The organism is Thalassospira sp. MIT121401 (assembly GCF_047125595.1).
Lineage (GTDB): Bacteria > Pseudomonadota > Alphaproteobacteria > Rhodospirillales > Thalassospiraceae > Thalassospira > Thalassospira povalilytica.
On sequence record NZ_CP138926.1, the window covers coordinates 1,733,435 to 1,745,000 of the forward strand.

General features: G+C 55.2%; 12 protein-coding genes (1 of these 12 only partly in view). 6 read left to right on the forward strand and 6 right to left on the reverse strand.

The features are described 5' to 3' along the window. Nucleotides 1-71: 71 nt before the first annotated feature. Complete coding sequence (locus SIB88_RS07795; protein ID WP_412557796.1) at nucleotides 72-971, forward strand: LysR family transcriptional regulator; 900 nt, start codon at nucleotides 72-74, stop codon at nucleotides 969-971. A gap of 27 nt (nucleotides 972-998) precedes the next feature. Here the strand turns inward: SIB88_RS07795 and SIB88_RS07800 are convergent, their stop codons facing one another. The 3 genes from SIB88_RS07800 to SIB88_RS07810 form a co-directional block, all read right to left on the reverse strand. Beyond that, a complete protein-coding gene (locus SIB88_RS07800; RefSeq protein ID WP_068519700.1) occupies nucleotides 999-1,808 on the reverse strand; it encodes a DeoR/GlpR family DNA-binding transcription regulator in 810 nt (269 codons plus the stop codon). Between the two features lie 167 nt (nucleotides 1,809-1,975). Beyond that, a complete protein-coding gene (locus tag SIB88_RS07805) occupies nucleotides 1,976-2,656 on the reverse strand; it encodes a DUF1013 domain-containing protein (RefSeq protein ID WP_068519701.1) in 681 nt (226 codons plus the stop codon). Between the two features lie 308 nt (nucleotides 2,657-2,964). After that, nucleotides 2,965-3,972 (reverse strand): NAD(P)H-quinone oxidoreductase, encoded by a 1,008-nt coding sequence (locus SIB88_RS07810; RefSeq protein WP_412557797.1) that lies wholly within the window; start codon nucleotides 3,970-3,972, stop codon nucleotides 2,965-2,967. 212 nt (nucleotides 3,973-4,184) lie between these two features. On the opposite strand from SIB88_RS07810, the gene SIB88_RS07815 reads away from it, so the two are divergent. Both SIB88_RS07815 and SIB88_RS07820 read left to right on the forward strand, forming a co-directional pair. Then, nucleotides 4,185-4,379 carry a DUF1192 domain-containing protein gene (locus SIB88_RS07815; RefSeq protein WP_068519703.1) on the forward strand — a complete coding sequence of 65 codons (195 nt, stop codon included), beginning with the start codon at nucleotides 4,185-4,187 and terminating at the stop codon, nucleotides 4,377-4,379. Between the two features lie 502 nt (nucleotides 4,380-4,881). Next, nucleotides 4,882-5,331, forward strand: coding sequence for a DUF1465 family protein (locus SIB88_RS07820; RefSeq protein ID WP_288350567.1), 450 nt, complete (start codon nucleotides 4,882-4,884; stop codon nucleotides 5,329-5,331). 157 nt (nucleotides 5,332-5,488) lie between these two features. Here the strand turns inward: SIB88_RS07820 and SIB88_RS07825 are convergent, their stop codons facing one another. Further along, complete coding sequence (locus tag SIB88_RS07825; RefSeq protein ID WP_412557798.1) at nucleotides 5,489-7,309, reverse strand: adenylate/guanylate cyclase domain-containing protein; 1,821 nt, start codon at nucleotides 7,307-7,309, stop codon at nucleotides 5,489-5,491. Between the two features lie 114 nt (nucleotides 7,310-7,423). On the opposite strand from SIB88_RS07825, the gene SIB88_RS07830 reads away from it, so the two are divergent. Beyond that, nucleotides 7,424-7,570, forward strand: a complete 147-nt coding sequence (locus SIB88_RS07830; protein WP_412557799.1) for a hypothetical protein — start codon at nucleotides 7,424-7,426, stop codon at nucleotides 7,568-7,570. Here the strand turns inward: SIB88_RS07830 and rpmE are convergent. Then, a complete protein-coding gene (gene rpmE, locus SIB88_RS07835; protein WP_068519706.1) occupies nucleotides 7,567-7,791 on the reverse strand; it encodes a 50S ribosomal protein L31 in 225 nt (74 codons plus the stop codon). The two genes, SIB88_RS07830 and rpmE, sit on opposite strands and share 4 nt — an antisense overlap. Nucleotides 7,792-8,069: 278 nt before the next feature. Here rpmE and cyaY point away from each other — a divergent pair, with 278 nt between their 5' ends. Continuing rightward, the gene (gene cyaY, locus SIB88_RS07840; RefSeq protein WP_228196492.1) at nucleotides 8,070-8,402 is read left to right on the forward strand and encodes an iron donor protein CyaY; all 333 of its coding nucleotides are present in this window, start codon (nucleotides 8,070-8,072) and stop codon (nucleotides 8,400-8,402) included. A gap of 39 nt (nucleotides 8,403-8,441) precedes the next feature. Continuing rightward, nucleotides 8,442-10,238, forward strand: coding sequence for an ABC transporter transmembrane domain-containing protein (locus SIB88_RS07845; RefSeq protein WP_412557800.1), 1,797 nt, complete (start codon nucleotides 8,442-8,444; stop codon nucleotides 10,236-10,238). A 248-nt stretch (nucleotides 10,239-10,486) separates the two neighbouring features. On the opposite strand, the gene SIB88_RS07850 is transcribed toward SIB88_RS07845, so the two are convergent. Further along, nucleotides 10,487-11,566 carry the 3' portion of a peptidoglycan DD-metalloendopeptidase family protein gene (locus tag SIB88_RS07850; RefSeq protein WP_412557801.1) on the reverse strand. The gene runs 231 nt beyond the window's last position, so the window shows 1,080 of its 1,311 coding nt (coding positions 232-1,311); its start codon lies beyond the right edge, outside the window — the gene reads right to left on this strand; it ends in the stop codon at nucleotides 10,487-10,489.

Consider the following 11,566-nt stretch of genomic DNA (forward strand, 5'->3'; position numbering starts at 1 on the left):
CAGACAGTACGGCGAATTCTATCATAACGTAAGTTTTGAAATCTTATGCATGTCATAAGGAAAAGTTTGATATGCGCGCCCTTAATCTTGATCAGCTTCATGCCTTTGCCGATGTGGTCGCACTTGGCAGTTTTTCGGCAGCCGCCGCCAAACTTAATCTGAGCCAGCCCGCGATCAGCCAGCAGGTGCGCCAGCTTGAAGAACGGCTTGGCGTCAAGCTGATTGAACGGGTGGGCAAGCGGGCCGAACCAACCGCTGCCGGGCAGGCATTACTGGCCCATATTGGCGGGATTGATGCATCGATCCGTTCCGCACTGGATGCGGTTTCAAGCTTTGCCGATGGCCCCGCCGGTCAGGTGCGGATCGGCACCGGGGCAACGGCCTGTATCTATTTTCTGCCAGCCGTTCTGGAAAAACTGCAACGGGCCTATCCGAAGCTCGAAATCATGGTGCGGACCGGCAATACCAGCGACATTGTCCGCGCAATCGAAGACAACCAGCTTGATATCGGGCTGGTAACCATGCCGTGCAGCGGCAGAAGCCTGTCGATCATGCCGGTCATGACCGATCCGTTCGTGGCAATCTTTGCCGGGGACGCGGATGTGCCCGATATTATTCACCCCCGGGATCTCGAAACCCAGCCGCTGGTGCTTTATGAACGCGGTGGTTTGACCAGAACCCTTGTAGATGACTGGCTGCGTGATGCCGGGGTTGCCGGACATTCGATCATGGAACTTGGCAGTGTCGAAGCCATCAAGGAACTGGTCGGGGCGGGGATCGGGGCGACAATTTTGCCGGAAATGGGCGCACGCCCGGGCCGCACCCAGTTTCCGGTCACGACCCGGCCGCTTAATCCGCCATTATCGCGTGAACTGGCCATCGTCATGCGCCGGGATAAAACACTGACCCCGGCATTGCGCGAAGTCCGCAACAGCCTGATGGCAGCAGCGCAAACCCGCAAGTCGTCCTGACAAATGCGGGGGTGCGTGCGATGTGGCCTAGTCTTCTTCGGGCACGTAAAAGGTCGGAAATTCCGCGTTGGGTTCGGGCATGTGCATGGTAACGCCCGCACGGTTGATCATCGCCATGATGTGATCAGGGGGCAGGCAGTCGGTAAAGAATGCACTGACATCGGTGATCGAACCACCCCGCACCACAGCGTTCCGGCCGAATTTGGTATGATCGGCAACAAGGTATGATTTGCGCGCATTCTTGAGGATTGCCGAACGGGCGCGGACTTCCTGTTCATCGAAATCCAGAAGACTGCCATCGGGATCAATACCACCGACGCCGAAAATCCCGTAATCGACCTTGTAGCTGTTAAAGAATGCCTCGACCTCGGGGCCAAGAACATCGCGGTCACGGTTACGCAACCGGCCACCAATCAGGGTGACGTCAAAGCTGTCATTGGTTGCCGCAACATAGGCCACATTCAGATTGTTGGTGAAAATCCGCAGGTCGCGATGCTGAAGTAACGCGCTTGCCACCAGTTCCGGTGTGGTGCCGATCGAAAAGAACAGCGACGCCCCGTTGGGGATTTCACGCGCGACAAGGGCGGCAATCTTGCGCTTTTCATTGACGTTCAGAACCTTGCGCGCCCGATAGGCGATATTTTCATGTTCAAGTGCCGGTTCGACGCCGCCGTGGCGACGGCGCAGCAATCCTTCGTCACACAGCGCATTCACATCACGGCGGATGGTCTGCGGGGTGACGTCAAAGCGTTCAGCAAGCTGATCAATGGTGCGAAAACCATCGGCGCGGACAAGTTCAACAATGCCAGCCTGGCGTTCAGTTGGACGTTTTTGCATGGAAACGTTTCTTCGGTGTTGTTCGTTCGAAAGCAGGCGAATGGTATGTCGCGCATATGTCGGTTGCGTTACGGTTTAGCGGCAATCGTGTGAAACAAACTTTATGCAATAAGTGCCGGGCAACCCAAAGAAAAAAGGCCGCCCCGTGGGCGACCTTTTGAAACGTATCAGGACCGGAAAAGGTTTTCTGCCGCTTCCATGTAATCGGAAGTTTTCGGCTCTTCTTTTTTCTCTTCGGTCTTTTTGCCCGGATAATCCGGTTCCGGATTGATCTGCAATTCTTCGGGCAGCGGATCGGGCTCGACATCGCGGGCGATTTTTTCCGGGTTCTTCGAACGTGCGATCACGACCTGTTTTTCAAGATCAAGTTCGGTGCAAAGGCCCATGGTCACCGGGTTGCGCGGCGTCAGATTGGCGGAATTCCAATGCGTACGGTCGCGGATTTTACCGATGGTGTCCTTGGTAGTGCCGATCAGTTTGCAAACCTGTGCATCCGACAGTTCCGGGTGATGCTTAAGCAACCAGGCAATCGCATTCGGGCGATCCTGACGTTTGGAAACCGGGGTGTAACGGGCACCTTTGGACTGCGCGCGCGGACGCGGCAAATCGGTTTTCGCCATCTTAAGGAATTCGCGCGGGTCTTTTTCGCAGCGCGCGATTTCTTCCTTGGTCAGCTGCCCGTTGGCAACCGGGTCAAGACCGACGATGCCCTGGCCAACGTCACCATCAGCAATTGCCTGGATTTCAAGCTCGTGAAGCTCGGTAAAGGCGGCAATCTGCCGGAACGACAAGCCGGTATTGTCGATAAGCCATACAGCGGTTGCTTTGGGCATGAGGGGCTGTGCCATAATTCCTCCTGTTTCCTTCTTTCTCTCTGGAGACCGGCAATGGGTATGAGCCCAAAAAGCGCGGGAATCTATGCCCCAGAATATAATCTCTTTTGGTGGTCCGGCAATGCTGCAAAGGCAACCAAGGGGTGAACCAAGGGTTGCTGCGCATCGTCGGACCCGCCATTGCGTTCTTTTCGATCAATGTGCGGGTAAATGCAACAATCTGTTGCGGACTTGCGAAAAGAATATTTCTTTTCGATCTGCAAACATCGTCATGTTGCGATGGAAAGGTCCGGTAAACGGTTCGGACCGATATCCAAAAACGATCAACTGACTTCCAGTATCACTTTTCCGATGTGTGCGCCACCCTTCAATATGCCATGGCCTTCCTCTGCCTTGGCTAGTGGAAGGGTTTTGTGGATGACTGGTGCAATCTGCCCGTTTGCAATCATCGGCCAGACCTGTTCACGCAGTGACTGTGCAATTGCGCCCTTATTCGCCACCGGCTGGGCACGCAGTGTGGAGCCCATCAAGGTCAGGCGCTTAAGCAACAGTGGCGTGAAATTGGTTTCGGCCTTCGGGCCGCGCAAAAAGGCAATGATCAGAATGCGGGCGTCAAAGGCCGCGGCCTTGAAATTGCGGCTGATATAGTCACCGGCAACCATATCAAGGATGACGTCGGCACCCTTGCCATCGGTTGCGGATTTCACATCTTCGACGAAATCGCGCGTTTTGTAATTGATTGCAACATCGGCGCCAAGATCGCGGCAGGCCTGACATTTTTCATCGCTGCCTGCGGTTGCGATCACTTTGGCCCCGAATGCCTTGGCCAACTGGATCGCTGTTGTGCCGATCCCCGACGTGCCGCCATGCACCAGGAATGTTTCACCGGATGTCAGCTTGGCCTTGTCAAAAACATTGTGCCAGACCGTAAAGAAGGTCTCAGGCAGGCCCGCGGCCTGAACCATCGTAAGGTTCTCGGGAACAGGAAGGCATTGCGCCGCCGGTACAGCAGCATATTGCGCATACCCGCCACCGGTCACCAGCGCACAGACTTTGTCCCCGACTTTCCAGTCGCCTACTTTTTGGCCGGTTGCAACGATCTCGCCCGCAAGTTCAAGGCCCGGGATTTCGGATGCGCCCGGCGGTGGCGGATACATGCCGGCAACCTGCATCAGATCGGGGCGGTTGATCCCGGCGGCCCGAACCCGGACCAGAACATCATCATCGCCGATTTCGGGAATATCGGCTTCGGCCAGTGCCAGATAGGGGGCATCGGCGTCCTTGCGAATTTCGACAGCCTGCATTTTCGTTGGCAATTGGGCGTGCGACATTGCGACCTCCGTGGCGAATTGTGGATTTAGTACCTATCTAGGGTCAGGACCTGTTAATTTTGTTGAAATGGTCAACCGGTCATTGGCGCAAGTTAGCCGCCAAAATGCCCGGACACCAGTGCGATAAATCTAACAGGTCACAAGCCAAACCGACATCCCGTTACCCGAACGGGGCAGGGGTGTTGGAAAAAAGCGACTGCAGGAAATGGAGGATGAGTGTGGAAGAAGAAGATCTTGGCATTGTCAGCAAGCGTGAATTTGGCCTGCCGCGCAGCCTCGAAGGCATTTCGGTTGAAAGCCTGAAAGAATACCGGACCGCACTGGAACAGGAAATCAAACGGGTCGATGCGGCACTTGAACATCGCAAAGGTGCCCATGCCGGGGCCGAAGCATTGTTCAAAAGTTAAGTCCGAAACAGTTTCGGGTGGTGCAACAAGGATTGATGGCCTTTCCAAATACTAGACGTGAGGATAATTTTTTTAAACCTGGGGTTAATTGAAATTTAAACTTCCCGTCTTATATGTGGAATAGAGGGTCATCTGTTGACCCCCTTGTCGAACGTGATGTTTCGATGCCTCCCTGTTAAACTGAGCCGCCCTTTTAGGGCGGTTCTTTTTCTTTATCTTGTATATTCAATTACTTGTATTGCTTGTAGTTCTGCGTGCCATGGCAGTGCGCATCTGTAAAATGTGCAAAAGGGTACGGGTTAATACGTATTGTCACATTTGTGCCATGAATAGCCTTGACCGCTTATGAACCGCTGGCTAAAGTTCGCTCACCAAGAAAAATAAAACTAAAAAGTCCGGCAAGTTTAGCAGGTTGAGGTGAGGCCGCCCCGCAAGTGGGCGGTCTTTCTATTTGGCCGAACCGTGCCTTGAAGCAGTTCGGCACCTTTCCAATATAAACAGGATGACACACGAGCATCCACCGGCGTCCAAAAAGGCGTCATATCAAAGCAATTTTGCGGTTGTTCATTTCTCGCGGACATATGACGAAGCCTTTACCCTGCTTGTCGAGGCCCGTAACTATCTCGCCGCTCACAGAAGTCAGCATCGTAAAAAGAACAACAGCGGCGAAGCCATGGTCCGCTGTCTGGAAGAAATGCGCATGACCACGCGCCTGATACGGGCAATGGCATGGCTTCTTGCGGTACGTGCTGTCGAAGAAGGCGAAATCGGCTGGGAAGAAGCAATCGATACCGATGACCTGATGGTGGATCTGCGCATTTGTCTCGAAGAACGCAGTGACGCGTGTCAGTTCCTGTCGCCGGGATTGCTGGATCTGATGGACAGGGCACAGGCACTTTATATGCGTACTGCGCGCATGGAGCTACAGGTCGCCGCACGCTGTGCAAACTGACTGCTCGTTTTAATCCCTGACATCAACGGATCACTTGACGGCCGGGCGTGGCTTCGACGCGCTGGCGCAATCTCGCATGTAAGTAGATGTGTGGGGGAGAGGCCGAAGCGCGGGCAACAAGTTTTCCCGCACAGGACCCGGTGCAGTAAAATACGGATCAGGTACGCGATTGAACCTGAAAGACCTCAACCGGTTCGGCAAAGCCTTTCATCTGGCGGGTGCCCATCGAAACAAACTTCGCACGGCTGCCGCTATAGGTGTTTTTGACATTGCCTGACACCAACGTTTCATCCCCGCCAGCCTGGGCGCAAACGCGCGCGGCAAGCTGAACAACGCTGCCAAACAGGTCGTTTTCTTCGGCAATGGCTTCGCCGGCATTGATCCCGATGCGGATCTGGAATTTCAGGTCCTGGGTGGCGTTGTGATTGGCCATATTCTTCTGGATTTCGATGGCAGCCTCGACCGAGCTGGCAGAAGACGGGAAGACGGCCATGATGCCATCACCCATATGTTTGACTTCCTTGCCGTAATTATTGATCAGTGCAGTGCGCACAATCTGGTTGTGGATATGAACCATCTGCTGTGCACCATGATCACCCAGTTCCTGGGTTTTGGCCGTCGAATTGACAATGTCGGTAAACATCAGCGCGTGCAGCTTTTTGCCTGCGCCACCTTGCGGATTGGCGGCGGGCTTTTCGCTCCAGTTTGCTATCGCACGCGATACCGATGACATGATGCTTTTCTCATCCTTCAGATAGGCATCCATCGATTCGCGGCCCGCGCCGTACATATCCTTGTATTTCGGCTCAAGAATATAGTCATCGACATTCTTGCAGAACGTATCGGCCATATTCTTGTTTGCGCCCAGCGCCGAAATGCAGTCGCGCAAAACGGCTCGGCCGTCTCTTTGTTCGAGTGCATTCTTCTCGCTACACGCATCGCACGCGCCCGCGACATAAAGATTGACGCCAAATTTGTGATAGGCATCGAGAACCGGCACCGTGCGTTTGATCGCCTGCATTGATCCGGAAATGAAGTTCTTCATCTGCTCGCGGGTTGCACGCATTTCACGCGTTTCGACCAGTGGCCGGTCGGGCGTATCATCAATCGGGGCGTCCGGGGTTTGATCCTGAACGGAGTCCGCGGTGTCATCATCTGTATCGGATGCCATCCCGTCGCGTTCAAGTTCAGCCGCCATTTCGGCGGCGGACATTCGCGATCCGGATGCTGCCGTGCTGTTTGATGCTCCACGGGCGCGGCTTCGCTGTGCCGGGCTGGTTCGTGCGGGTTTTGGCGATCGGCCAGATGATGGCTTGCTGCGCGCGCGTCCCTTGAACTTCTTGGTCAATGCCATCAGCATCGGCACGACACTGGCAAGGAAACCGACCGTAAAGGACATGAAATTGGCTTTGTCGTAAAAGCCCTGGCTGATCTGCATGCCCATATTGGGCAGATATTCCAATCCCTTGGCCGCAACCAGCATGGTCGCCAGACCAATGGCGATGGCCACGCAAAACGCGATCATCATCTTAAGGGCCAAACCAAGAATGCTTTGGCTTTCTGCCGCGGATGTGCGCTTGGGGCTTGCGGGTTTCGGGGCCTTGGCCTCATCGCTGCTGCTGGCGTCCGCGCTATTGCTTTCGGTTTGCCTTGTCGGCTCGGGTGTCGGGGCGGTCGGCTTCTGGGCCGCTGCGGGACGGTTGGCTTTGGGGCGGCTTTGGGCATTGCTGTTTTCAAGGTTGCCCTGACCACGGGTCTCATAGACCACATACTCGTCCGAGCTGTTGGTCGCGTGGTTATAGACTTCGCGAATCACCTTGACGCCCGAAACATGTTTCGCGCGTTCGATCTGCTTTGCCTCTTCTTCGGCCTGCTTTTTTTGCGCACCGGTAAAGTGGCCGTGGATCTGCCAACGGCCTGAACGGTCTTTGATATAGACCTCATAACTTACCTGGTTACGCGCCGCCACCTGGTTCATCTATAACCCTGGTCGATTTGACAAGCCAAAGAGGGCGGCACGTCAGGTGCCACCCTATCCAAACGAAATAGAATTATGGCAAAAAAATGCCCGGAGAACCACCAGATATGCTGCATGGCAGATCATCCTTATGGTCATTCCAGGTTTCTTAGTGCCGGCAAGGCCGCAATCAATGGTTCTGCCAAAGAAAAACGCCCGCAGCATCAACAAGATGCGACGGGCGCTGATCCCACAGAACACATGAATGTGTTCTTTGCTTAGTTGCCGATATTGAAACCAGCGAAGCGCTTTTTGAATTTCGCAAGCTGCCCGCCGCTGTCCAGAAGACGGTGAACACCAGTCCAAGCCGGATGGCTTTTCGGATCGATGTCGAGCTTCATCACGTCACCAGGGTTGCCCCAGGTCGACTGCGTGGTGAAGGTGCTGCCGTCAGTCATCTGAACGGTGATCTCATGGTAATCGGGATGGATATCTTTTTTCATCGCCTAATCACTCCGGAATTTGAAGCGCGGTGTATAGTGTAAAAAATCGGCTCGCGCAACCCCTGTAACCGGGAATTATCCGATTAACGCCAAATGAGGGGAGTGCAGTAGCGATCTCGCGGTCATGTAGCAGCCACGCGCGTACGTTTCAAGCTTTTCTCGCAAGCGGTATCTTATGCATACTTGCACAGCACACTTTATATAGTATGGTGCGCCGACAATTGATTATCGCCTTGCCGGGGCAGATGCGCTTCCGGCGACAGACGGAGAACAAGACTGTGGCCCTTGAGGAAACCCGCTTCCATCAGATTGCAGATGAAACCATCGAGACCCTTTCCGATGTCATCGATGACGCGCTGGGCGATGACCTTGAAGTCGATTTGCAATCCGGAATCCTGACAATCGAACTCGATTCGGGCGAACAATTCATTATCAACAAGCATGGCCCGAACCGTCAGGTCTGGTTGTCCTCACCGGTCAGTGGTGCAAGTCACTATGACTTTGATGAAGACAATGAAACCTGGACCTCGACCCGCGGTTCGACCACGCTCCATGATCAGCTTTCTGCCGATCTGGCGGTGAAAACCGGAAACAAGCTTGATCTTGGCTGATCGGCTATATCGTTCCCTATGCATGCGGGATAAAGGGCCTTGGCGCGTACACCTACTGCTTCTGCAAGACTGATTGACCGGGAAACCAGTCGGAACCTGTCCTCGTTGCGGGCCATTGTTCCGTTTGTTCTGAAATATCGATTACAGCTGATCGGTGCGCTGATTGCGCTGGTGACCGCATCGGGAACCGTGCTGGCGCTGGGCAACGGTCTGCGCATGCTGGTCGATGAAGGCTTTGCCGACGGTGATGGCGGGTTGCTTGATCGCGCGCTTTTTGTGCTGTTTGCGGTGACCCTGCTTTTGGCTGGCGCCAGCTATATGCGCTTTTTCCTGGTGTCCTGGATTGGTGAACGGGTGGTCGCAGATATCCGTTCTGCGGTTTATCGTCACATCGTCCGGCTGGATTCGGAATTCTTTGAAGTCACCCGTACCGGTGAAGTTCTGTCGCGGCTGACGACCGACACCACGCTTTTGCAATCGGTCATCGGATCAAGTGTTTCGATCGCGCTGCGCAATGCGCTGATGTTTGTCGGCGGTTTGACTATGCTGGCAATCACCAGCCCCAAGCTGACAGCACTGGTCCTGCTGGTGGTGCCGCTGGTGGTGGTGCCGATTGTTGGTTATGGCCGTCGGGTGCGTCGCCTGTCACGCGAATCCCAGGACCGTATTGCCGATGTCAGTGCCTTTTCCGAAGAAACCCTCAATGCATTGCGCACGGTTCAGGCCTATACCCACGAAGATATCGAAAGCAAACGCTTCAACGATCATGTCGAAGGCGCGTTCAGAACGGCTGTCGCACGTATTTCGGCCCGGGCACTTTTGACCGCCATTGTCATTGTCATGGTGTTTGGTGCGGTTGGCACCATCCTGTGGATCGGCGGGCATGATGTTCTTGACGGGGTCATCTCGGCCGGGGAACTTTCTGCCTTTGTCTTCTATGCCGTGGTGGTGGCCGGCTCTGTCGGTGCGATCAGCGAAGTGATCGGTGATCTGCAACGCGCTGCCGGGGCGGCAGAACGCCTTGTTGCGCTGCTTGAAACCGAACCGCGGATTGCCGCCCCCGAAACGCCACAGCCGATGCCTGTCCCCCATCAGGGGCATGTCAGCTTCGAAGATGTCACCTTCCATTATCCGGCCCGTCCGGATCGTTCTGCCCTCGAAGGATTGACGCTTTCGGTCAAACCCGGCGAAACAGTTGCCCTGGTTGGGCCGTCCGGGGCTGGGAAGACAACCGTGTTCCAGTTGCTGTTGCGCTTCTACGATCCGGCAAAGGGCACCATTCGTGTTGATGGTGTCGATATTCGCATGGCCGACCCGGTTGCGGTACGTGCACGTTTCGGCCTTGTCGCCCAGGATCCGGTGATTTTTGCTGCCAATGCCTGGGACAATATCCGCTATGGCCGACCCGATGCCAGTGATGCGGACGTTCGTGCTGCGGCCGATGCTGCTCATGCCAGCGAATTCCTTGATCGCCTGCCGGATGGTTTTGATACCTATCTCGGGGAAAAAGGGGTCCGGCTTTCCGGTGGTCAGCGTCAGCGTATCGCGATCGCCCGTGCCATCCTGCGCAATCCGTCGATCCTGTTGCTTGATGAAGCGACCAGTGCCCTTGACGCCGAAAGCGAACAAGTGGTCCAGCAGGCCCTTGAAACCATTATGAAGGACCGCACCACCCTTGTCATCGCCCACCGTCTGGCAACGGTGCTGCATGCTGATCGCATTGCGGTGATTGATGATGGCAAGCTGGTCGCGATTGGCACCCATCAGGAACTGCTCGAAGCATCACCGCTTTATGGCCGCCTTGCCAAACTGCAATTCGACCGCGACGCAGCCTGATCCGGTCTCGACGTTTCCGGACTGACCCGGCCCGAAAGTCCGCGCTGCTATCTATCAGGCGGAGGTCGCTGCCCTTACCCTTATATCGGGCAGGGCGGTCTGATCAGACCGCCAGCATTCCCGTGGCGCGTTGGCACTTGTACGGGCCCGCTGACGTATCCCGTTCCTGTACCCTGTATCCCGAACATCAAAAAAGCCTGCTCCGATAAAACGGGCAGGCTTTTTGCGATGCGATTGTGCGATGATGCTTACTGGGCGCTGGCGATCTTGCGGTTATCAAGCGACAGCTCTGCATATTGCTTGCGCAGGATGTCGGCATCGGCCAGGAAGGTTTTTAGCTCATCACCCTTAAGCTTTTTGCCGCTGGGCATCTTGACGCGGATCGGGTTGACCTGGGCGTTGTTTTTCAGGATCTCGTAATGCAGATGCGGACCGGTCGAAGCGCCGGTGGTCCCGACATAGCCGATCACATCGCCCTGCTTGACGCGCGATCCCTGTTTCAGCCCCTTGGCAAAGCCCTTCATGTGGGCATAGGCGGTTTCATAGGAATCATTGTGGCGGATGCGGATGTAATTGCCATAACCGCCATTGCGGCCGATTTTGGCAATCGTTCCATTACCGGCGGCAAAGATCGGCGTTCCGCGCGGTGCGGCAAAATCGATACCTTTATGCATTTTGGTATAGCCAAGGATCGGATGCTTGCGCTTGCCAAAACCGGAAGACAGACGCGCGCCATTGATCGGCGTACGCATCAGGGCACGGCGATAGGATTCCCCCTTCTGATTATAGAAGTCGGTTTCGCCATTGCTGTCGGTATAGGAATAAAGACGCACTTCATGGCCGCTCAGCGTCATGCTCGCATAAAGCAGATCGCCATAGCGCACGCGCTCGCCCTTGTCGTTTTCAAGTTCCTGATACATCACTTCAAAGCTGTCACCCGGCTGGATGTCACGCTGGAAGTCGACTTCATAGGAATAAAGCTCGATCAGGCTCATCAGCACCGGGATCGGTACGCCAGTGCGTTCGGCGGCCAGAAACAGGCTCTGCTCGATGGTGCCCGATGCGACATTCTTTTTGGTGGTCAATTCGATCTTGTCAGACGATGCTTCAAAACCGCTATCGGTCCGTGACACGGAAACAATGGTCTCGGGATCAGGCTGGAAGCTCAGTTCGTCAAGAAGCTCGATGCTGTCTTCCATCGGCGCGGAATAGACAAGATCAAACTCCTGACCGGCCCGCAATTTGCGCGGATTGTAAACATCGCGCAGCGCCTCGATGGCGTTATAGGCCACGGTCCGCTCAAGCCCGGTTGCGGTAAGGGTCGCCAT